Origin of the sequence: Mesorhizobium sp. M0244 (genome assembly GCF_040321795.1) — a bacterium.
GTDB lineage: Bacteria > Pseudomonadota > Alphaproteobacteria > Rhizobiales > Rhizobiaceae > Mesorhizobium.
In genome coordinates this window covers 208,735-229,368 of record NZ_JAMYSE010000003.1, presented here as the reverse complement: position 1 = coordinate 229,368, position 20,634 = coordinate 208,735, and the positions used below count along the sequence as shown (strand labels likewise).

The window sequence follows — 20,634 nt, the reverse complement described above, 5'->3', positions numbered from 1 at the left end:
TGTTGGGTTTCTTCCCCACGCCTAGCTTTCGTTCGAAGTGCCGCAACCACGTTCCGCACAAATGACGCCGATTGTCTAGAGTCCCGTGACATCCGCGCGGACGTCGATCGAATGTCAAAGTGCCTCTTGCAGTCCCGGCAAAATGACGAAAAGATCGCCGACGAGGCCGTAGTCGGCAACGTGGAAGATCGGCGCCTCCTCGTCCTTGTTGATGGCGACGATGACCTTCGAATCCTTCATGCCGGCAAGGTGCTGGATGGCGCCGGAGATGCCGACCGCGATGTAGAGATCGGGGGCCACCACCTTGCCGGTCTGGCCGACCTGCCAGTCGTTCGGCGCGTAGCCGGCGTCGACGGCGGCGCGGGAAGCGCCGACGGCTGCACCGAGCTTGTCGGCGACCGGCAGGATGACCTCCTGGAATTTTTCCGAGGAGCCCAGCGCACGGCCACCCGAAATGATGATCCTGGCCGAGGTCAGTTCCGGACGATCAGTTCCGGAAAGCTTGTTCTCGATGAAGGACGATACACCGGGGTCGGCTGCCGCCGAGATAATCTCGACGGCAGCCGCATTGCCTTGGGAGGCGACGGGAAATGAAGCGGTGCGCACGGTGATCACCTTCTTGGCGTCGGTCGACTGAACCGTCTGGATGGCATTGCCGGCATAGATCGGCCGCTTGAACGTGTCGGGCGATACGACTTCGATGATCTCGGACACCTGCGCGACATCGAGCAAGGCTGCGACACGCGGCGCGACATTCTTGCCCGACGAGGTGGCCGGGGCGATGATCGTGTCGTAAGCGCCTGCCAGCGAGACGACGAGTGCGGCCGTCGGCTCGGCGAGGCGCTCGGCGAGCTCGTCGGCTTCCGCGAGCAGCACCTTGGTGACGCCCTTCAGCTTGGCGGCGGCGTCGGCTGCGCCCTTGGCGCTCTTGCCGGCAACCAGCACATGCACGTCCGAGCCGATCTGCAGGGCCGCCGAAAGCGCCTTGGCGGTCTGGTCGGAAAGGGTTGCGTTGTCGTGTTCGGCAATCAGAAGAATAGCCATGTTGTTGTCTCCTTTTCCGATCGCTTACAGCACGCCGGCTTCGTTCTTCAGCTTGTCGACCAGTTCCGCGACGCTCTTGAGCTTGACGCCCGCCTTGCGGCCGCTTGGCTCCTCGGTCTTGAGCACCTTCAGCCGCGGCTTGACGTCGGCGCCGTAGTCGGCCGGGCTCTTCTCGTCGAGCTGCTTCTTCTTGGCCTTCATGATGTTGGGCAGCGAGGCATAGCGCGGCTGGTTGAGGCGAAGGTCGGCGGTCACGATCGCCGGCATCTTCAACTCCACCGTCTGCAGGCCGCCATCGACTTCGCGGGTCACCTTGGCCTTATCGCCCTCGATTACCACCTTGGAGGCGAAGGTGCCCTGCGCCCAGCCGAGCAGTGCCGCCAGCATCTGGCCGGTCTGGTTCGAGTCGTCGTCGATCGCCTGCTTGCCGAGGATGACGAGGCCGGGCTGCTCCGCCTCGACCACGCCCTTCAGCACCTTGGCGACGCCGAGCGGCTCGGTCTGCTCGTCGGTCTTGACCAGGATGGCGCGGTCGGCGCCCATGGCGAGCGCGGTGCGCAGGGTTTCCTGCGCCTGCTGCGGGCCAATCGAGACGACGATGATTTCTTCGGCCTTGCCGGCTTCCTTCAGCCGGATTGCTTCTTCCACCGCGATCTCGTCGAACGGGTTCATCGCCATCTTGACGTTGGCGAGTTCGACCGCCGAACCATCCGCCTTGACGCGCACCTTGACATTCGCATCCACAACCCGCTTCACGGGCACAAGGATCTTCATTGCTGCAACTCCGTTCGCAATTGATCCCGTTTTCAGCAAACTGTTCGAAAGCGCTTGACGCAGGCATCGAGCACATCGGCCGGATCGCGCTTCCACCAGTTGGCGGCGGAGAAAACTTCCACTTCGCACCAACCCTGGTAGCCGGCCGTTTCGACGGCGGTCCGGATCCCCTTTAGATCGGCGACGCCCTCACCCATCATACCGCGATCGACAAGAACGTCGCGCGTCTCGGCCAGCCAATCACAGAGATGGTAGCCAAGGATGCGTCCGGCACCGGCACGTTCCAATCCGAGGCCGAGAGTGGTGTCCCACCAGACATGGTAGATGTCTACAGCCACACCGACACTGGCGTGCCCAATGGCATCGCAGAGATCGACCGCGTCGCGCATGGTCACCAGGCAGGAGCGGTCACCGCCATAGACTGGGTGCAGAGGCTCGAGCGCCAGTTTCACCTTGTGTCTGGCTGCATAAGGGGCAGCCTCGGCGACGCGATCTGCGACACGCTTCAGACTTTCGAGAACGCCGCGCGTACCGGGCTCAACCCCGCCGGCCACGATGGTCAGGACTGGAGCTCCGAGTTCCGCCGCCATATCGATGGAGGCGCGGAAGTCGTCCATGATCGCTGATCGTGTCGGCAGCGCCAGCGGACCCACGAGGAACGGCGCCCGGCAGAGGCCCGCCACGGCGAGCCCGGCTGCGCGGGCACGATCGCCGATCTCGACAGCCCGCCTGCCGATCTCGCGCCGCCAGAAGACGATGCCGCCGAACCCCCGCTCGGCACAGCTATCAATGACCCGCTCGACCGGCCAGCCGGCTCCGTGCCCGTCGACATTATGGCCGAGCGTGGCCGTGTTGAGGGCCAATGCGGAATGATCGTTTGCAAAATCGCGCATCGGCTTGGTTCAGGCACCATAGAGCGCCAGCAGCCGGCGCATCCGGTCCGCCGCCATGTCGGGATCGCGCAGCAGCCCGCAGTCATCGGCGAGCTTGAAGACTTCGACAAAATAGGGCAGCGGGCGCTTCGCCTGCGCACCGCCGAGCATGACAAAATGATCCTGGAAGCCGTTCAGCCAGGCGAGAAAGACCACGCCCGTCTTGTAGTGTTGCGTTGGCGCCCGGAAGATCAGCCGCGCCAGCGGCACGGTGGGGTCGAGCATGTGGCGGAACGCCTTGACGTCGCCATCGCCAAGCTTTGCCACTGCATAGGCCGCCGCTGGCGCCAACGGGTCGAAAATGCCGAGCAGCGCATGCGAAAAGCCGTGCGCGTCGCCGGCGATCAGTTCGGGATAGTTGAAATCATCGCCTGTGTACATCTTGACGCCTGCCGGCAGCCGGCGGCGCATCTGGATCTCCTTGTCCTTGTCGAGCAGCGAAATCTTGATGCCATCTACCTTGCTGTGGTTCTCGGCGATGATGGCAAGCGCCGTTTCCATCGCCTGTTCAAAGCTGTCCGTTCCCCAATAGCCCGCAAGAGCCGGATCGAACATGTCGCCGAGCCAATGCAGGATCACCGGATTGTCGCAGCGACCAAGCACGTCGCGATAGACCGACACATAGTCGTCTGGACCGGAGGCGACTACCGCCAGCGCGCGGCTCGCCATCAGGATCAGCCGTCCGCCGAGCGCCTGGATCGCCTCGACCTGTTCGAAATAGGCACGCCGCACATCGTCAAGCGAACGCGTGGCTGCGGGATCGAGATGATCGGTACCGCAACCATTGAACACCAGCGCTCCAGGAAGCTCTTGTCTGGTGCGGCGGATCAGTTCAAGCGCACCGGGCCAATCCAGGCCCATGCCGCGCTGTGCCGTGTCCATCGCTTCCGCGATGCCCAGGCCCATATCGGCAAGATAGCGCCGGAATGCCATGGTGGCGTCCCAGTCCACGGTGGCCGGCCCCATCGGATCATTGTCGGTGAATGGGTCGGCAACGACATGGGCGGCCGAAAAGACGACACGCGCGGAACGCTCCGAGAGCCTGGCCACCGGAACGGTTTTTCCGCTCATGCGATAATTGGAAAAGGCGCCCTTTGCATCGGGAAGACTGATCATCATCGGGTCGTCTCCTGTCTCACATCGCCCCGGGGAGTCTGCTTCAGAAACGCGGCACCAGCATCCCGGCATCGGCCGAGATGACGTGGCCGGTCGTATAGGGTAGCGCGCCCGACGCCAGGGTCGCCATGATACGGCCGACATCCTGCGGCTGCCCGAGCCTGCGGATCAGGGTCAGGCCTTCCTCATCGATCCGCCGCTGATAAGTCTGCGAGACATGCCTGGTCATCGCCGTCTCAATCAGGCCGGGCTGAATGTCGTAAACCGCAATGTTCTCGCGCCCGAGCCGCACGGCGAAAACCTTGCTGATCATTGCGGAGGCGGCCTTGGAGACGCAGTACTCGGCGCGCGGCTCGGCCACCGCGGAGGCGTTGGACGACGACACGTTGATAAGGCTGTAGAAGCGGCCGTCGTCGCGCTGGCGTATCAACAGCCGCCGGGCCCAGCGCTGGCCGAGGAAGAACTGCGCCTTGGCGTTCACCGTTTGACAGCGGTCATAACTCGCTTCCGAAACGTCGAGCGGATCGCCACGATCCATCACCGACACGCCGGCATTGTTGATCAAGGTCGACAGCGGGCCGATCGCACCCTCGGCCTGGTCGAGCAACGCATCGTGCGATGCAAGATCGCCGACATCGCCAGGCACTCGGACCACAGGGACGCCGGTCGCGGCGACCATCGCTTCGGCCTCGTGTAATTCGTCGTCGTCGGCCGGCCCGTTAAGCGCGATGGCGAATCCGATCCTGGCCAGTTCAAGCGCGCCGGCGAGCCCGATGCCGCGGCTCGAACCGGTGATCAGGACCGCATGGCGCGGCGCGGCACTCATGCCCGCGCCCCATGCTTCAGCAGTTCACGGGCGATGATCATGCGCTGGATCTGGTTGGTGCCTTCGTAGATCTGCGTGATCTTGGCGTCGCGATAGAGCCGCTCGACTTCGAAACCCCTGATATAGCCGGAGCCACCGAAGACCTGCACCGCATCCGCGGTACGGGCGACAGCCATGTCGCCGGCGAAGCACTTGGCAATCGAGCAGGCCTTGGTCGCATTCTCGCCGGCGTCGATCTTGGCGGCCGCACTTTGCACCAGAAGGCGCGCTGCCTCGATGTCCTTGGCCATGTCGGCCAAAAGCCACTGGACGCCTTGAAACTCGACGATAGCCTTGCCGAATTGTCTGCGCTGCTGGGCATAATCGACGGCCGCTTCCAATCCGGCCTGACCGATGCCCACCGCTAGCGACGCAATGCCGACACGCCCCTTGTCAAGCACGCTCATCATCATGTGGAAGCCCTTGCCCTCCTCGCCGAGCAGGGCCTCTTCGCCAAGCATGACATCAGCGAAATTGAGCGCGCCGACCTGGCTGGCGCGCTGGCCCATCTTGTGCTCCTTCGGGCCGCGCTCGATGCCCTTGGCATGGAGGTCGACGATGAAGATGCTCATGCCGCGATGCCCGGCTTCCTTGTCGGTGCGGGCCAGCACGAACCCGATATCGGCGACCGGCGCGTTGTGGATCCAGATTTTGCCACCATTCAGACGCCAGCCGCCTCCATCACGCGTTGCCGTGGTGCGGATGCCGGAGACGTCGGTGCCGGCTTCCGGCTCGGTGATGCAGTAGGCGACCTTGGTTTCGGCGCGCATCACCGAACCCAGCCATTGCTCGCGCTGAGACGGCGTGCCGTGGCGCACCAACAGCGTGCTGATCAGTTCGACCAGGCCGCACTGGTCGGCGACCGAGGCGTAGCCCCGCGACAGCTCCTCCATTACCAGCGCGTAGGTCAGCGTATCGAAACCGGGGCCGCCCATCTCCTCGGGAACGCCGACGCCGAACAGGCCGAGCGCGCCCATCTGTTCGTAGATTTCTACCGGGAATCGCTCGTCACGATCGAGGGCCTCGGCCGCCGGCCTGATGACCTCGTCGGCAAACTGGCGGGCCATGTCCCGCACCTGGCGCTGAGTGTCTGTGATAAGCATCGCGTCCATCTCTTGTAACTATCTAGTTACTCCTAACGCCGATGCGGCTTCCCCGTCAAGCGTGGAAAATCGAAGAGTCCCATCAACGTCACAACAACGGCTTGCCCAGCATGAAAAGTTACGATAAAAAATAACCAGATGGTTACTAATGGGAGGAAATCGAATGCAGCCTTCAGACAGGCGCAGGTTCGGTCGGGTCGATCTCGATGTCACGGCGTTCGCCTTCGGCACCGCGCCGATCGGGAACTTTCTCAGGGAGATCGACGAAACCACGGCCGATGCCATGGTCCAGCATGCCTGGAACGCCGGTGTCCGGCTCTACGACACCGCGCCGATGTACGGCCACGGGCTTTCGGAGCTGCGCCTCGGCCATTCGCTGCGTTGGAAGAACCGTTCGGATTTCGTGTTGGCGTCGAAGGTCGGACGCGTGCTGAAGGCGAAGAGACGATCCGAGATCGACTTTTCGCCATGGGCGAACGCCGCGCCGAACGAGATGACCTTCGACTATAGCTACGATGGAACGATGCGGTCGTTCGAGGATTCGCTTCAGCGTCTGGGGCTGGAGCACATCGACATGCTGTTCATCCACGATATCGATCGCTTTACGCGCGGCGACGCCCAGCCCGAAGTGTTCAGGCAAGCAATGGACGGCTGCTGGCGCGCGCTGGAGAAGCTGCGCGGCGAAGGTCTGGTCAAGGCGATCGGTGTCGGGGTCAACGAGTGGGAGGTCTGCCTCGAAGCGCTCAGGCAGCGCGACTTCGACTGCTTCCTGCTGGCAGGGCGATATACGCTCCTGGAGCAGGATGCGCTCAACGAGTTCCTGCCGCTTTGCGAAGAGCGCAATGTCGCGGTGATCGTTGGCGGCGGCTTCAACTCCGGCATCCTGGCCACAGGCGCGGTCGACGGCGCCAAATACAACTACGCACCGGCGCCCTTGGCGGTCATGGACAAGGTCGCCAGGATCGAAGCCGTCTGCCGCGACCACAATGTGCCCCTCCCCGCGGCTGCGCTGCAGTTCGTGGTGGCCCACCCCGCCATTCCCTCCTTCTGCGCCGGCACACGAACAGTGGAGCAGTTGTCGCAGAACCTCACATGGTTCAGCCATCCAATCCCGGCCGAGTTCTGGGCCGACCTGAAGCAGCGCAAGCTGATCCGGGAGGATGCCCCGGTGCCGGAATGACGACAGAGACCGCGCCGGGCCGCCAGCTGACAGCGCAAGGCCTGTCTTATGGGGATGTCGCCGTCGGCGATTGGTACGAGTCCGATGCCGTGGCCGTCACGGAGCAGATGATCGACGCTTTCGCCGAGCTGACAGGCGATCGTTTCGAAATCCATATGAGCGTGGCGGGCGCGAAACACCACGGATTCCAAGCCCGTGTCGCGCATGGATTGTGCTGTCGCTGGTGGACGGATTGAAGAACCAGGTGCAGGCCGGCCATCGCCTCGCTGGGCTGGGACTGGACTTTCGTGGGGCCTGTCCTTGCCGGCGATGAGATCCGCGCACGCATTGTCGTTGCGAACAAACGGGAGACCCGGAATGCGGGGCGGGGGATCCTCACGCTGCGCTTTGTCGTCACGAACCAGCGCGACGAAACGGTCCAGTCCGGAGAGAACAAGCTAATGCTCTATCGCTAGCCCGTTTCGCGCTGTTCAGCCGACCTACCATTAGAATCGAAGATCGACCACCGTCACGCCATCAAGGCCACGTTCGGTGTGGGCCACGATCCGCGCACCGACCTCTTGGTGCTTTTGGTCGCGAAGATAGTCATCGCGCGCATTCTCATCTGCGAAATCGACCCAGAATGCGTCGTGGTTGCCGCGGATCAGGTCTGTTTCCACGCTGACATTCGATCCGGCGTGAAAGGCGACGATGCCCGGCAGATGATCCCGCAAGCGGTCCAACTCCTCATAGAGCCCGGATTTGGTTTCGGCGCTCACATCGGCGCGAAAACGCAGCAGCACGAAATGGCGGATCATCGGAATCTCTCCCTTCGTCATATTCTAGTCTCAGCCTGGCATTTTCCGGCCAGCAGATTGACCACTTTCAGAAGCGCGCAGGCCGTTTTTCGCGGAAGGCAGCCAGCCCTTCCTGGAGGTCCTCCGACTGCGCTGCGGCAATGCCGGCAATCGCTTCGAGAACGCGTTCTGTTTCCTCACCTTCGGCGGCGTTGACGAGCATCTTTGTCAGTTCGGTCGCCAGCGGCGCGCGACCGCAGACCTGCGCGGCGATCTGTCGTGCCGCGACAATTCCCGCACCACCCTGGACGATATGATCGACGATGCCGAGACGAAGCGCTACGTCTGCATCGAAGACCTCGCCGAACAGGGCCATGCGCCGCACCAGTTGCGCGCCGAAACGGCGGGATGCGCGTTGCGTGCCCGACCAGCCCGGAATGATCCCGAGCCCGGTTTCCGGCAGCGCGATCCTGACATGCTGTTCGGCAATCCGCAGGTCCGCGCAAGCCGCCAATTCCAGTCCGCCGCCGAACACATCGCCATTGAGGACGGCGATCACCGGCTGCCGAAGCCGGGCGACGGCCGCAAAGGCATCATGGCCTTCGCGCAGCCAGAAGCGGCCGAAATCGTTGGGCGACTTGCCGCTCCAGGCCTGGATATCGCCGCCTGCCGAAAAGGCCCTCTTGCCCGCGCCGGTCAGGATCACGACCCTGACCGTCGCATTTTGCTCGATGGTCCTGCAGGCCGCCGCAAGCCCGTCGATCATCGCCGCATTCAGCGCGTTGCGCTTTTCGGCACGGTCGAGTGTCACGACCGCGACCTGGCTGTCGATCTCAAGGCCGATGCGGTTGTCCGGCATCACTCGGCAGCCACGGCGGGGCGAAAATGGCCGTCCATCCGGTCTGCCATGAAAAGATGTGCCGACATCGGACGAACTGTGTCGGCAACCGCCAGGGGAAACGCCGCCTGGTCAAGGATGTCCCGGTTCAGATCAATTCCAGGCGCGATCTCGGTCACCGTGACCTTGCCATCGATGAGCCGAAGCACGCAGCGCTCCGTGACATAGGTCACATCCTGTCCCTGCGCCGTCGCACGCTTGCCGGAAAAGGACACCTGCTCGACGGAGGGTACCAGCTTGGCCACCTTGCCTTCCTTGTCTATGGAGAGCTTTCCATTACCGACCGAGAGCTTTGCTCCGGCGTTGAAATAGCCGGAAAAGACGATCTTCTTTGCCCGTGCGGTGATGTCAACGAAGCCGCCGGCGCCGGCGGTGACGTGCGGCCGCGCCGACAGTTTCGAGACATTGACGGATCCGTCGGCACCGATCTGCAGGAAGGAGAGCAAGGACGCGTCGAAGCCCGCCGCCTGAAAATAGGTGAACTGGTGCGGTGAGGCGACGAACGCCTCCGCATTTGCCGAGCAACCGAACTTGAAATCGAGCAGCGGAATACCGCCGACCGCGCCCTGCTCGATCACCCAGGTCACATCGCCGTGCCGGCCTTCCTCAAGGAAGATGCGTGGCACGTTGGCCGAAATGCCGAAGCCGATGTTGACGACCCAACCCCGCCGCAATTCCATCGCAACCCGGCGCGCCATCGTCTTGGCTGCATCGAAAGCCGGCAGCCGGAAGGTATCGAGTGGCCTGAACAATTCACCGGATATCGCTGGATCGTAAGACGTGGCCGTGGTCTGCAACTGCTCGCGATCCTCGACGATCATGTCGACCAGAACGCCCGGCACGCGTACGTCATGCGGGCGCAGCGTGCCTGCCTGGGCAACATGCTTGACCTGGGCGATCACCACCCCGCCGCAATTGTGCGCGGCAAGCGCAAGCTCCATCGCGCCCAGATAGGCGCCTTCATGCTCGAATGTCAGGTTGCCGCGTTCGTCGGCGGTCGTGGCGCGAATGATCGCCACATCCGGCTTGATCGACGGGAAATACAACCATTCCTCGCCCTCGAACTCGATCTTGCGCACGATCGGCCGCGCCCGTGCGCGTGCGTTCATGGCGCAGCCGTCCAGGTCGGGATCGACGAATGTTTCAAGACCGACCTTGGTGATCACGCCCGGGCGATGTCCGGCCGCCTCGCGCAGGATATCGAAGATGATCCCGCTTGGAACGTTATAGGCAGCGACCCGGTCTTCGCCGAGCATCTGCCAGATCAGCGGAGGCTCGGATGACGACGGTCCCGACGGGTAGGACCCACCGATGATGGTGTCGATCATGCCATCCTGAGCCAGATGGTCGATCCCTTTTGTCCCGAACATGTCGCCTGCTGCGATCGGGTGGACCATGGTCAGCCCGGCCGGATGGCGCTCATCACGGTAGCGCTCGCCAAGCGCCTTCAGGACCAGATCTGGACAGCACAATCCGCTCGACGAATTGACCGCGACAATCGCGCCATCCTTGACCGCCCTTGCCGCGTCCGTCGCGCTGGTAATCTTGGACATGAAGCCGTCCTATCTGTATCGAGTAAAGTAACTATTTAGTTATTACCACGCCACCGAATTTGGTCAAGACCGATCTATGGCGGTCGTGTCAGGGGTGCCACGAAAATCGCTTCGAGATCGTCGCCCGGCGATCTTGCCAACGACACGCAAGGCGATGTAAGTAACTATTCAGTTATTTACTGAGAGCAACCGACGAGGCTGGAGGCAAAGTTGTGAACATCTTTTTCCAGAAGACGCACCAGAGGGCTTTCGGCACGTTCCCGTTACGCCACGACGCTTGCATGGCCGCGATTGCTGTGGCGCTGGACGCCGGCTATCGGGCATTCGACACCGCGCAGATGTACGGCAACGAAGCCGAGGTCGGAGAGGGCCTTGCCGGGGCCGATGTGCCGCGCCAGGATCTTTGCATCACCACAAAAGTCCATCCCGACAACTACGCTGAAGCGCTCTTCCTGGGCTCCGTCGAAAAGAGCTTGAAGGATCTGCGGCTGGACTATGTCGATGCGCTGCTCCTGCACTGGCCGCCGCTCGACGGGGACATCGCGTCGCCCCTGAGGCTACTCCAGAGCGCGCAGGACAAGGGCCTGGTACGGCATATCGGCCTGTCGAATTTCACCGCCAAGATGATGCGCGATGCACGCGCCATCCTTGATGGCCCGATCGTAACCAACCAGGTCGAGTTCCATCCGCTTCTCAACCAGGACATCCTGCTCGGGGCGGCTAACGAGACTGGTATTCCGCTGTCGTCCTTCACCTCCGTTGCCCGCGGCGAAGTCTTCAAATATCCACAGTTTGCCGAAATCGGCAAAGCTTACGGCAAATCCGCCGGTCAGGTGGCGTTGCGCTGGATCCTGCAGAAGGGCGTTTCGGTGAACACCATGTCGACCAAACCCGAGAACATCCGGGCCAATTTCGACATCATGGATTTCACACTTTCCAGCATCGACATGGCACGCATCGATGCGCTCACCCATACGAACAAGCGCATAATAGGCTACGACCTGGTGCCATGGGCGCCTGATTGGGATTAACAGGGCGGCACATTCTCGGAACTCAGACAACAGAACGACCGTCTGCACGGCTGCCGCTCTGTCGAAAGAGTATCGGTTACCTGTTGCCGCGGATGAGGTCTGCTGCCTTTTCGCCAATCATGATCGTCGCGGCATTGGTGTTCGAGCCGACCAGGCTGGGCATGACCGACGAATCGCAAATGCGGATGTTCTCCAACCCCCGCGCGCGAAGCTTAGGGTCTACCACGGACATGGCATCGACGCCCATCTTGCAAGTACAGCTCGGATGGTAGGAGGTACGGCCATAGCGGCGCGCATAGTCCTCGTAGTCCTTCTGCGTCCTGACGTCCTGGCCAGGCAAATGCAGGCGTTGGATGTATTTCTGCAGGGAGGGCTGCTGGAAAATCTCGCGGCTGATCCGCACCCCTTCCGCCGAGACTCTCAGGTCGGCGGGATCGGCGAGAAAATTCGGATCAACGATCGGCTTGTCGGCGGGATCGGACGAGCGCAACCGGACAGTGCCGCGGCTTTTCGGCCGCAGTGTATAAGAATTGAGCGTGATGCCGGAGCCCGACGGGACGCTCGGAACGCCATCCTCGGCGCCGGCACCGGCCAGGAAATGAAACTGCAGGTCAGGAATGGCTGACGACTGATCGCCATACCAAAACGCGCCGCCTTCGACGACATTCGACGTCACCGGGCCGCTCTTGAACAGCTTGTACTGGAGGCCAGCCCAGAGCATCCAGTGAAGCTTGTTGTATTTGTCGAGGCTTGTCGGTCCCTTCAGTTCGGCGACGATATCGACACCGTAGTGGTCGGTGAGGTTCTCACCGACTCCCGGCAAGTCATGCACGACCTCGATGCCGTGCTGTTTCAAATGCTCCGCCGGTCCAACGCCGGACAGCATCATGATCTTTGGCGAACCGATCGCGCCGGCGGTGACCAGCACCTCGCTGTCGGCACGCGCAACGTGCATCTCGCCCGCACGGCGGTAGGCTAAGCCGATGGCTCGAACCCCTTCGAAGAGGATGCGGTCGACCTGGCACCCGGTTTCGACGGTCAGATTGGGGCGGCTCTCTGCCGGCCTGAGATAGCCGACAGCTGCGGAACAGCGCCGTGCATTCCGGGTGGTCGTCTGGTAGATGCCCGCGCCTTCCTGAGCCTTGCCGTTGAAATCGGGATTGTAGGGCATGCCGAATTCCTGGCACGCCTGCACGAAGGCACGGGTGGTCGGCTGCGGGTCCGGGATGTTCGAAACACCGAGTGGACCATCGGTGCCGTGCATCTCTCCCGAAAACATGGTGTTGCCTTCCGAGCGCAGGAAATAGGGCTGCACGTCGGCGAACGACCACGCGTCGGCCCCCTCGTCGCGCGCCCACCGTTCGTAATCCGCGGGATGCCCGCGCGTATAGACCTCGGCGTTGATGGACGATCCCCCGCCGATCACCTTGGCCTGGGCATAGGGAATCTCGCGCTGGTTGGCATGCTTTTGCGGCGCGGTCTTCAGTCCCCAAGTCAAAGGGCCGGAGGTCATCTTGGCGAAGCCGACCGGCATGTGAATGTAAGGGTTGGTGTCGCGGCCGCCGGCTTCGAGCAGGAGCACGCGCGCATCTGGGTTTTCCGACAGACGCGCGGCCAGCACGCAGCCCGCCGAGCCGCCGCCAGCGATGACGAAGTCGTATCCGCGTTCGCTTGTCACGACACCCAAGGCTCTCGCTTGCCGAGTTCGATATGTACGGACTTGATCTGGGTGTATTCCTCGACACCGTATATTCCGGCCTCGCGCCCCCAGCCTGATTGCTTGAAGCCACCCAGCGGCAGTTCCGGTCCGCCGGCAAGCGTCGTGTTGATCCAGAAGCGTCCGGCGCGCACGCGTCGGGCCACCGTCAGCGCCTTGTCTATGTTCTTGCTCCACACGCTGGCCGCCAGCCCATAGACGGTGTCGTTGGCGATGGCGATCGCCTCCTCGACCGTTTCGAACGGCATGATGCTGAGCACCGGCCCGAAGATCTCGTCGCGTGCGATCGCCATGTCGCCGGTCACGTCGCCGAACAGGGTCGGTGCGATGTAGTGGCCACGGCCGAAGTAGAGCTGATCGCCACCGCAGACCAGCCTTGCACCCTCCGCCCTGCCCTTGGCGATGTACGTCATGATGGTGTCGTTCTGCGCGGCCGTGGTGATGGCGCCGACCTGCGTGGCCGGATCAAGCGGGTCGCCGACCTTTACCTTGGCGAATTTCGCCGCGACCATCTCTTCGAACGCGCGCGCCACCGAGCGCTCGACGATCAGCCGGCTGCCGCTGACGCAGCACTGGCCGGTGTTGAAGCCAATGCCGAAGGCGACGCCATCGGCGGCGTCCTCGAGATCAGCATCGGCAAAGACGATCTGCGGATTCTTGCCACCGAGTTCCAGGCCGAGTTTCTTGAAGTTTCCGGTGGCCGCCTGAACGCAGCGCCGGCCGACGTGCGTCGAGCCGGTGAAGGACAGCATGTCGATGTCCATATGCTCCGTCAGCGCCTGGCCGATCGTGCTGCCCGAGCCGGTGACCACATTGTAGCAGCCTGCCGGCAGGCCGGCTTCCGCCAACACTTCGGCGAGGAGAAGCGTCGTCGCCGAGGTTACTTCGGACGGTTTGGCGACGATCGTGCAGCCGGCAGCAAGTATGAATGGCACGCGCTCGCACAGAATGAGGAAGGGAAAATTCCAGGGCGTGATGAGACCGACCACCCCGATCGGTTCCCGCGTGACGAGCCCGAACAGGCGGTCGCCAAGATTGTTGAAAGCGTCGCCATGCAGTGCGCGGGCGGCACCTGCCGCGTATTCGAAGATGCCGGCGCAACCGTCGACCTCGGCGCGGGCCTGGCTGATCGGTTTGCCATTCTCCAGCGTTTCCCAAAGGGCGATCTCCTCGGCGCGCCGCCGAATGATCTGCGCGGCCCGTAACAGCACGCTCGCCCGTTCAACCGAGGGGATGCGCGACCAGCGCCCGTCCTCGAAGGCCCGCCGCGCCGCGGCAACCGCCAGATCGAGATCATCCCTGCTGCATTTCGGGATGCGGGTGACCGCAACGCTATGCCCTGGGCTCTGCCGCTCGAAATATGGACGCGACCCTGCCTCCACGACTTTGCCGTCGACGAAGAAACCGAACGTCCGTGGCTCAGGAGGTAGCAAAGAATTGGCGGGTTGATTATCCATGGCTTTGTCCTCCGGTCGTCGCCGCGATCACACTATAAGTAACTATTTGGTTATTTCAAGCGTCGCCGCCGTGCGCTCCCTGCCGCTCAGATCGCGATTTGCGTCTTGAGAACATCCGGCCGGTCCTTCAGCGTCTCGAACGCCTCCTGGATCGCACTGAGTTCGTAGGTGGCGCCCACGAAAGGCGCGACATCGAACCGACCATGCAGCAGCAGGGTCAGCGCGTCGTGCATGTCCTCTCCCATGCCTGCAACCGATCCCTTCACCGAGTTTTCCTTGAGCACGGTGTCGAGCAGCGCGAGCGGAATGCTGTCACCAGGACCAGTTATGCCGAAAGCGGCAACGTGGCCGCCAGGTCGAATAAGGTCAAAGGCTTGAGCGTAGAGTTGCGGCAGGCCGACGCTTTCGATGACGATGTCTGCACCACGTCCGCCGGTCATGGCGCGCACGGTCTCCTTGACCCGGGAGGGATCGCTCACCACCGCGTCGGCGCCTGCCTGGACGGCGAGCCGAGCACGCTCCGGAGAAAGTTCAACCACGATAATGGGCGCGGCTCCGACCAGCCGCATCATCTGGATGTGAAGGTTGCCTATCGGCCCGGCGCCGAGAATGACGACGGATTGGCCAAATCGCACATCGGCCTTGCGCGCTGCGCGCACGACGCAGGCGACCGGCTCGGTCAGCGCCAGCATGGACGGCGCAGCATCGTCGGGCGCCGGAATGACCAGACGACCTGGTATCGAGACATATTGCGCGAACGCACCGTCGCGCGAGATGCCGACCTGGCGAACTTCGGCGCAGTTGAGCACCTCGTTCCTGCGGCAGTAGTAACATCCGCCGCAGCCAATATTGATGTCGGCCACCACCCGCTGGCCGAGGACAAATGGGCCTGCCCTGTCGCCCATCCGGCTGATCGTGCCGGTGAATTCGTGGCCAGGGACGATGGGTAGCCGCTCAGTGGCATAATGGCCATTGAACATGTGGATGTCGGTGCCGCAGATCCCACAGCGATCGACCTTGATGATGACATCATCGGGTCCGCAAACCGGGACAGGCAGTTCCCTGATCTCGAAGCGTCGCGGCGCGACCAGGACCGCCGCCGTCATAGTTGCCATGGTCGATCCTACTTCACGATGCGCATTTTGGAACGGTCGATCGTCAGCGCGATCGCGGCAATCAGCACGATGCCGAAGACGATCTGCTGGCTCGTCGCCGGCACCCCGAAATACAGCATGCTGGCGCGCACGACCGCCACGATCAGCACACCGACCAGGGTGTTCAGCACGCCGCCAACGCCGCCGGTCAGCGGCGTACCGCCGACCAGGACGGCGACGATCGCCGGCAGCAGAAAGCCTTCGGCAAGAGTCGGCGAGCCGCCTGAAAGCTTGACGGAGAAGAGCAGCCCGGCAATCGCGGCAAGCATGCCGGAGAAGGCAAAAGCCAGGATCTTGTAGCGCTCGACCTTCAGGCCGGAAGCGACGGCGGCAGGTTCGCCGGCGCCGATAGCCTTCAAAGCGCGCCCTGTCGTGGTGCGGTTCTGCAGGAACCAGGCAAGCACGATCAGAACCAGGGCCAGGATCAATTCATGCGGCACGCCGCTCCATCCGCTGCCGACCATCCACCCGAAGGCGCGGTCGCGTTCGCCTGCGTCCATGTAAAGCGCGCGCTGACTGGAAGCATATTGCCCGACGGAGAGCGCCAGGCCCCCCACCGCGAGCGTGGCAATGAAGGACGGCACTTTGAGCCGTGTCGTCACGAAGCCGGAAAGGGCGCCGAACACGAACCCTGCCAGGATGACGAGCACGCCGCTGAGCACACCGAACAACGGCAGCGATATGGTCGCAAGAACGGTGGTCATGTTCGCCACCGACTGAGCCGAAAGATCGATGCCGCCGATATAGATGACGAGCGTCATGCCAAGCGCCATGATGAACAGCGGCACGATGTCTCCGGCGAGCTCGATCAAGTTTTGCGGCCGCAGGAAACTCGGGTGGATGGTACCAACGATTAGCACCAGAACCACCAGCGTGATCCAAGGAAAGTGTCGCTTGAGCCGACCAAATGACATTGCGCGCTCCTGGGTCATGTCATGTAGTGGATGAGATCGTAAAGAGACGGCTTGCCGCCGGACGGGCAGTCGTACCATTTGCGGATCTCGCCATCCCTAATGACGGCAATGGTGTGACTGAGGCCGATTGCCTCCTCGAGCGTATCGGCGACCAGGATGATGCCAACCCCGGCATCGCTCATGTCGCGCACCATATCGTAGACGTCCTCCTTGGCGCCGATGTCCAGGCCGCGCGTCGGATGGTCGAGAAGGATGATGTCGGAACCGCCACTCCGCCACTTGGCGAGCACCACCTTCTGCTGATTGCCGCCGGAGAGATTGCCGCAATCGACGTTCTCTGAAGACGCCTTGATCGAAAGCCGCTTAATCCAGTCGCGGGCAAGCCCCCTCTCCCTGGCAATCTCCAATACGCCGGCATTCGAATAGTTGCGCATCTGCGACAGCGTCATGTTCTCGTAGACGGTCATGCCACCGACCATGCCCTCGATCTTGCGCTCGCGCGGTACGTAGCCCACGCCGCACTCGACCCCGTGCGCGGCGCTGAAGGTTTCGACCCGCCGGCCCTTGAGGGTGACGTGGCCGAGATGCGGCTTCTGCAGGCCGAAGATGGTGCGCAAGATCGCTTCGCGCCCCGAACCCTCGACACCGACCAGACAGAGAACCTCGCCGGCATGCAGCTTGAGCGAAATGTCCTTGTAGCGACCCGCAAGGCTGATCCCATCGACTTCGAGCAGGGGCTTTGCGGCGTCGAAGGGCTTCTGCTTCTCCTCGCGGTAATATTCCTTGCTGATGTTGCGCCCCACCATCTTGTGCTGGATCGACGCGACGTCGGCATCCTTGCCATCGACGACGTCGACCACGGAGCCGTCCTTCATCACATAGATGCGGTCGGATAGCTCGATGACCTCATCCAGCCGATGCGAGACGAAGATGAATGAGGCGCGCTTGCGCAGGTCCCTGACCAAGCTGAACAGAAGTTCGATTTCCTCCTTAGCCAGCACCGATGTCGGCTCGTCGAGCAGGATGACGAGATCGCCCTGCACGCGCTCTTCCAGCGTCAGCACCTTGGCGAGTTCCACCAGCTGACGCTGCGCGAAGGACAGTTTCGAGGTGACCATCGCGGGATCGATCGAAAGCTTGACCTTCTCGAGCTGCTGACGCGCCGCCGTCGCCATCTTCTTCCAGTTGACGACACCCAGGCGCACGAACTGCTGCTCGAATCCGAGGAAGATGTTTTCCATGACGGTCAGGTTCGGGATCAGCGACTGTTCCTGGAAAACCATGCCGACCCCCATATCCATGGCCTGGCGCGGGTTGTGGAAGCGCACCGCTTTTCCGTCCACCAGAACCTGCCCGCCATCATGCTGATAGGCGCCATAGATGACCTTCATCAGCGTCGACTTGCCGGCGCCGTTCTCGCCGACAAGGCCGACGATCTCTCCGCGCTTGATGGTGAAGTCGATGCCTTTCAGCGCATGCACACCGGGGAATTTCTTCTCGACTTTCTGAAGCTCGAACATTTGCGCGTCACTTCACGAAAGACAAAGAGCGACGGTCGGTCGACAGATAGACCGCGATGATGACCAGCAGGCCGAGCACACCGTCCTGGACGTAGCTCGGCAATCCCATGACCACCATGCCGTTGCCGATGACATTGACGATCAGGACACCGACGAGTGTGTTCCACACGCCGCCGGCGCCTCCCCAGAGCGCGGTGCCGCCCACGACCACGGAAGTGATGGATACGAACATCAAATTGCGTCCGGTGACTGTCTCGGCAATGCCGATCTGCGCTACCGCCAGCATCGCGCCGAGTGCGTAGAAAACCCCGGCAATGGCGAAGCCGATGATGCGCACCCTCGAGACATTCAGGCCGGATGCATGGGCGAGATCCTCACCGCCACCGACGGCATAGAAATTGCGCCCGATCTTCGTCCGCCCCTGAATAAAGCCAGCAATGAGCAGCGCCGCCAGCGCGACATAGACCATCAGTGGAAAACCACCCAGCCGATAGGTAAGCAGCGAGCGGAAAAGTGGATCCTCGACGCGGATTCTGTCGCCGCCGGTGATCAGCAGCGACAAGCCGATGCCGACGAAGCCCATCGACAGGCTCGCCATGAAGGACGGTATCTTCAGCCCGACATGCACCAGCCCGTTGATCAGACCGAACAGAGCGCCAACGACCAGCGCGCCGACGATCGCCAGCCATCCCCATCCCGCCAGGTCCCCCCCCAATGCCGTAAACATGGTGGCGAACAGCACGGCGCAGACTGCCACGGCTCCCTCCATGGAGAGGTCGATCGATCCCATGAGAATGATGAAAGTCACACCGACGCCGATCATCAATGACGGGGTCGACAGAATGGAAATGCGCGCAAAGTTGCGCATAGAAAGGAAATTCGGATTGGCGATCGAGAAGAACAGGACCAGCGCGAGCAGCACCAGAAGTGGCGCCCATTTCTGCAAATTGTCTCTGGTCAAGAAATTGTCCACGCTCTTCTCCCGCGGGCAAAGGACGGCGAAGCGGGTCGCCGTCGCAGTATTATCGCATACCACCGGATCGGAGTGGCGCCGCTGCCGGTGCGCATCCGCCGGCAGATCGATTATTTGTACTTGATCTGACCGTTGCCCGGACCCCAGAAGTCCTTCCAGTCGTATTTCGGCGTGCTGTCGAGGTATTTCGCCTTGAACTCAGCCGCATCCTTGGGCGTGACGAGGATGGTCGGGCCGTAGAATTCGCGATGTTCCTTGGGCTCGGCCGAAGGCTTGAACGCGCCCGTGGCCGCATAGTAGGCAAGCGCCGCCGTAATGCCGCCACCCCAATGCGGATTGGTGAAGACGGTAGTCAGGATCTCGCCCTTGGCCACGAGTTCGACAGCCTGCTGGTTGCCGTCATAGGAAACGATCGGCATGCCTTCGATGCCTTCGGCCCGCAGCGCCTCTATGACGCCATAAGCGATCGTGTCGTTCGCGCAGTGCACGCCCTTGATCTCGTCGCCATAGCGGGTCAGGAAGCTCGCCATGATCTGATTTGCCTTCTGCGTATCCCAGTCGGCCGGCTGGGCATCGAGCAACTGCACATCTGGATAGTCCTTCAGCGCATTCTTCAGGCCGTTCAGGCGCTCGATGGCCGGATTGTTGGAGGCGATGCCGCCGAGATGAACCACGCCGCCCTTGCCGCCCATGGCTTCGAACAGGATGCGCGCGGTCTTCTCGGCCGGCCCTTCGTCCGACCAGGTCATGTGCGACACATAGTTGTCGCCGAAATCCCACGGATGCAGGTCGTCGGTCTTGTTCCAGATGGTGGAGACGTACGCGCCGGCAGCAGCGACCGCCTCGACAACGGGACGGCAGTTCGGCGCGTCGTTCGCGTCGATCGCAAGCGCGAGGTTGCTGCCCTCCTTGCCCAGAAGCGCCTTCACGTCAGCGAGCGACTTCTCGCTGGAGCCTTCATTGATGAGGTTGACGAGCGCGTCCTTCGGCTTGCCGAGGCTTTCGACAAAGGCCTCGCCGCCGGACACGACGTAGTTCCAGTACGGGTTGGTGCGGTCGCGGTAGCTCCATGCGATCGTCGGATTTGCGGTAGTCGCGCGCGCCGGCGTCGCACCCAGGGTGCGTAGCGCCGCGGCGCCGCCAAGCCCGTAGGCCGATGCGAGAAGCAGATTGCGGCGATTGATGGTTTCCTGCTCGATAAATTTCTTGATGAACGACATTTTCTCTCTCCCTGCTGATCCGAATTCGAGCGAGCGCCCTCCCAAGACGCGCACCCAGCTGAACCATTACGCACTATCTAGTTACTTTGTTAGAACTGGCTTGTCAACAGGACTCCGGCCGCGGTGGCGGCCTTGCCTCGGGACATTGGCGACATGCCCGATTGCGCCGCGGGGTGCCTCTATGTAACTATTGGGTTAGTTGAAGTGGCCTTTGACTTCAGAGGCAGGCGGGAACCGGAAGCCTTCGAAAAATGCAGCAGATCGCCGATGTTCGCCGTGAACCAGACCAATGCTGCCGGCCAGATCCTGGCCGCCGCGGAGTGCCTTTTGACAATTCGCTGGCCGCTCTGGCCACAATCCAGGTAGTGCGCCATATCGATGGCCAAATGGCGGATTCGAAATGGACC

At 62.4% G+C, this 20,634-nt stretch carries 19 protein-coding genes; 3 read left to right on the top strand and 16 right to left on the bottom strand.

Annotated features, from left to right (window positions below):
- Positions 1 to 114: 114 nt before the first annotated feature.
- Genes NKJ08_RS04700 through NKJ08_RS04675 form a run of 6 tightly spaced genes read right to left on the bottom strand, consistent with a single transcriptional unit; the run spans position 115 to position 5,834 of the window.
- On the bottom strand, positions 115 to 1,044 hold the full coding sequence (locus NKJ08_RS04700; protein WP_352781491.1) for an electron transfer flavoprotein subunit alpha/FixB family protein: 930 nt from the start codon (positions 1,042 to 1,044) through the stop codon (positions 115 to 117).
- A gap of 24 nt (positions 1,045 to 1,068) precedes the next feature.
- Positions 1,069 to 1,818, bottom strand: coding sequence for an electron transfer flavoprotein subunit beta/FixA family protein (locus NKJ08_RS04695; RefSeq protein ID WP_352781490.1), 750 nt, complete (start codon positions 1,816 to 1,818; stop codon positions 1,069 to 1,071).
- Between the two features lie 32 nt (positions 1,819 to 1,850).
- A complete protein-coding gene (locus NKJ08_RS04690) occupies positions 1,851 to 2,711 on the bottom strand; it encodes a sugar phosphate isomerase/epimerase family protein (RefSeq protein WP_352781489.1) in 861 nt (286 codons plus the stop codon).
- 9 nt (positions 2,712 to 2,720) lie between these two features.
- Complete coding sequence (locus NKJ08_RS04685) at positions 2,721 to 3,869, bottom strand: dihydrodipicolinate synthase family protein (RefSeq protein ID WP_352781488.1); 1,149 nt, start codon at positions 3,867 to 3,869, stop codon at positions 2,721 to 2,723.
- Between the two features lie 40 nt (positions 3,870 to 3,909).
- On the bottom strand, positions 3,910 to 4,692 hold the full coding sequence (locus NKJ08_RS04680) for a 3-ketoacyl-ACP reductase (protein WP_352781487.1): 783 nt from the start codon (positions 4,690 to 4,692) through the stop codon (positions 3,910 to 3,912).
- Positions 4,689 to 5,834: an acyl-CoA dehydrogenase family protein gene (locus NKJ08_RS04675; RefSeq protein WP_352781486.1), complete on the bottom strand. Its 1,146-nt coding sequence runs from the start codon at positions 5,832 to 5,834 to the stop codon at positions 4,689 to 4,691. The genes NKJ08_RS04680 and NKJ08_RS04675 overlap by 4 nt, the downstream gene beginning before the upstream one ends.
- 163 nt (positions 5,835 to 5,997) lie before the next feature.
- Between NKJ08_RS04675 and NKJ08_RS04670 the strand changes: the two genes are divergently transcribed.
- Together NKJ08_RS04670 and NKJ08_RS04665 are read left to right on the top strand one after the other, a co-directional pair.
- Positions 5,998 to 7,014 carry an aldo/keto reductase gene (locus NKJ08_RS04670; RefSeq protein WP_352781485.1) on the top strand — a complete coding sequence of 339 codons (1,017 nt, stop codon included), beginning with the start codon at positions 5,998 to 6,000 and terminating at the stop codon, positions 7,012 to 7,014.
- On the top strand, positions 7,011 to 7,250 hold the full coding sequence (locus NKJ08_RS04665; RefSeq protein WP_352781484.1) for a MaoC family dehydratase: 240 nt from the start codon (positions 7,011 to 7,013) through the stop codon (positions 7,248 to 7,250). The genes NKJ08_RS04670 and NKJ08_RS04665 overlap by 4 nt, the downstream gene beginning before the upstream one ends.
- 249 nt (positions 7,251 to 7,499) lie before the next feature.
- Here the strand turns inward: NKJ08_RS04665 and NKJ08_RS04660 are convergent, their stop codons facing one another.
- The 3 genes from NKJ08_RS04660 to NKJ08_RS04650 form a co-directional block, all read right to left on the bottom strand.
- Positions 7,500 to 7,811 carry a Dabb family protein gene (locus NKJ08_RS04660; protein ID WP_352781483.1) on the bottom strand — a complete coding sequence of 104 codons (312 nt, stop codon included), beginning with the start codon at positions 7,809 to 7,811 and terminating at the stop codon, positions 7,500 to 7,502.
- A gap of 67 nt (positions 7,812 to 7,878) precedes the next feature.
- Complete coding sequence (locus NKJ08_RS04655) at positions 7,879 to 8,649, bottom strand: enoyl-CoA hydratase/isomerase family protein (protein WP_352781482.1); 771 nt, start codon at positions 8,647 to 8,649, stop codon at positions 7,879 to 7,881.
- Positions 8,649 to 10,241: an acyl CoA:acetate/3-ketoacid CoA transferase gene (locus NKJ08_RS04650; RefSeq protein ID WP_352781481.1), complete on the bottom strand. Its 1,593-nt coding sequence runs from the start codon at positions 10,239 to 10,241 to the stop codon at positions 8,649 to 8,651. Before NKJ08_RS04650 ends, NKJ08_RS04655 begins: the two co-directional genes overlap by 1 nt.
- Positions 10,242 to 10,453: 212 nt before the next feature.
- Between NKJ08_RS04650 and NKJ08_RS04645 the strand changes: the two genes are divergently transcribed.
- A complete protein-coding gene (locus NKJ08_RS04645) occupies positions 10,454 to 11,272 on the top strand; it encodes an aldo/keto reductase (protein WP_352781480.1) in 819 nt (272 codons plus the stop codon).
- Positions 11,273 to 11,348: 76 nt separating this feature from the next.
- On the opposite strand, the gene NKJ08_RS04640 is transcribed toward NKJ08_RS04645, so the two are convergent.
- The 7 genes from NKJ08_RS04640 to NKJ08_RS04610 form a co-directional block, all read right to left on the bottom strand.
- Entirely contained in the window at positions 11,349 to 12,950 is a 1,602-nt protein-coding gene (locus NKJ08_RS04640) for a GMC family oxidoreductase (protein WP_502906316.1), read from the bottom strand.
- Positions 12,947 to 14,446 (bottom strand): aldehyde dehydrogenase family protein, encoded by a 1,500-nt coding sequence (locus NKJ08_RS04635; RefSeq protein ID WP_352781478.1) that lies wholly within the window; start codon positions 14,444 to 14,446, stop codon positions 12,947 to 12,949. The genes NKJ08_RS04640 and NKJ08_RS04635 overlap by 4 nt, the downstream gene beginning before the upstream one ends.
- A gap of 86 nt (positions 14,447 to 14,532) precedes the next feature.
- Positions 14,533 to 15,561, bottom strand: coding sequence for a zinc-dependent alcohol dehydrogenase (locus tag NKJ08_RS04630; RefSeq protein WP_352781477.1), 1,029 nt, complete (start codon positions 15,559 to 15,561; stop codon positions 14,533 to 14,535).
- A gap of 8 nt (positions 15,562 to 15,569) precedes the next feature.
- Positions 15,570 to 16,514, bottom strand: coding sequence for an ABC transporter permease (locus NKJ08_RS04625; RefSeq protein ID WP_352781476.1), 945 nt, complete (start codon positions 16,512 to 16,514; stop codon positions 15,570 to 15,572).
- A gap of 14 nt (positions 16,515 to 16,528) precedes the next feature.
- A complete protein-coding gene (locus NKJ08_RS04620) occupies positions 16,529 to 18,034 on the bottom strand; it encodes a sugar ABC transporter ATP-binding protein (RefSeq protein ID WP_352781475.1) in 1,506 nt (501 codons plus the stop codon).
- Between the two features lie 7 nt (positions 18,035 to 18,041).
- Positions 18,042 to 19,007, bottom strand: a complete 966-nt coding sequence (locus tag NKJ08_RS04615; RefSeq protein ID WP_352781474.1) for an ABC transporter permease — start codon at positions 19,005 to 19,007, stop codon at positions 18,042 to 18,044.
- Positions 19,008 to 19,117: 110 nt separating this feature from the next.
- Positions 19,118 to 20,227, bottom strand: coding sequence for a sugar ABC transporter substrate-binding protein (locus tag NKJ08_RS04610; RefSeq protein ID WP_352781473.1), 1,110 nt, complete (start codon positions 20,225 to 20,227; stop codon positions 19,118 to 19,120).
- Positions 20,228 to 20,634 lie beyond the last annotated feature (407 nt).

Coding starts and splice junctions, on each gene's coding strand:
- NKJ08_RS04700 (WP_352781491.1), bottom strand. CDS start 1,044: ATGGCTATTCTTCTGATTGCCGAACACGACAACGCAACCCTTTCCGAC.
- NKJ08_RS04695 (WP_352781490.1), bottom strand. CDS start 1,818: ATGAAGATCCTTGTGCCCGTGAAGCGGGTTGTGGATGCGAATGTCAAG.
- NKJ08_RS04690 (WP_352781489.1), bottom strand. CDS start 2,711: ATGCGCGATTTTGCAAACGATCATTCCGCATTGGCCCTCAACACGGCC.
- NKJ08_RS04685 (WP_352781488.1), bottom strand. CDS start 3,869: ATGATGATCAGTCTTCCCGATGCAAAGGGCGCCTTTTCCAATTATCGC.
- NKJ08_RS04680 (WP_352781487.1), bottom strand. CDS start 4,692: ATGAGTGCCGCGCCGCGCCATGCGGTCCTGATCACCGGTTCGAGCCGC.
- NKJ08_RS04675 (WP_352781486.1), bottom strand. CDS start 5,834: ATGCTTATCACAGACACTCAGCGCCAGGTGCGGGACATGGCCCGCCAG.
- NKJ08_RS04670 (WP_352781485.1), top strand. CDS start 5,998: ATGCAGCCTTCAGACAGGCGCAGGTTCGGTCGGGTCGATCTCGATGTC.
- NKJ08_RS04665 (WP_352781484.1), top strand. CDS start 7,011: ATGACGACAGAGACCGCGCCGGGCCGCCAGCTGACAGCGCAAGGCCTG.
- NKJ08_RS04660 (WP_352781483.1), bottom strand. CDS start 7,811: ATGATCCGCCATTTCGTGCTGCTGCGTTTTCGCGCCGATGTGAGCGCC.
- NKJ08_RS04655 (WP_352781482.1), bottom strand. CDS start 8,649: ATGCCGGACAACCGCATCGGCCTTGAGATCGACAGCCAGGTCGCGGTC.
- NKJ08_RS04650 (WP_352781481.1), bottom strand. CDS start 10,241: ATGTCCAAGATTACCAGCGCGACGGACGCGGCAAGGGCGGTCAAGGAT.
- NKJ08_RS04635 (WP_352781478.1), bottom strand. CDS start 14,446: ATGGATAATCAACCCGCCAATTCTTTGCTACCTCCTGAGCCACGGACG.
- NKJ08_RS04630 (WP_352781477.1), bottom strand. CDS start 15,561: ATGGCAACTATGACGGCGGCGGTCCTGGTCGCGCCGCGACGCTTCGAG.
- NKJ08_RS04625 (WP_352781476.1), bottom strand. CDS start 16,514: ATGTCATTTGGTCGGCTCAAGCGACACTTTCCTTGGATCACGCTGGTG.
- NKJ08_RS04620 (WP_352781475.1), bottom strand. CDS start 18,034: ATGTTCGAGCTTCAGAAAGTCGAGAAGAAATTCCCCGGTGTGCATGCG.
- NKJ08_RS04610 (WP_352781473.1), bottom strand. CDS start 20,227: ATGTCGTTCATCAAGAAATTTATCGAGCAGGAAACCATCAATCGCCGC.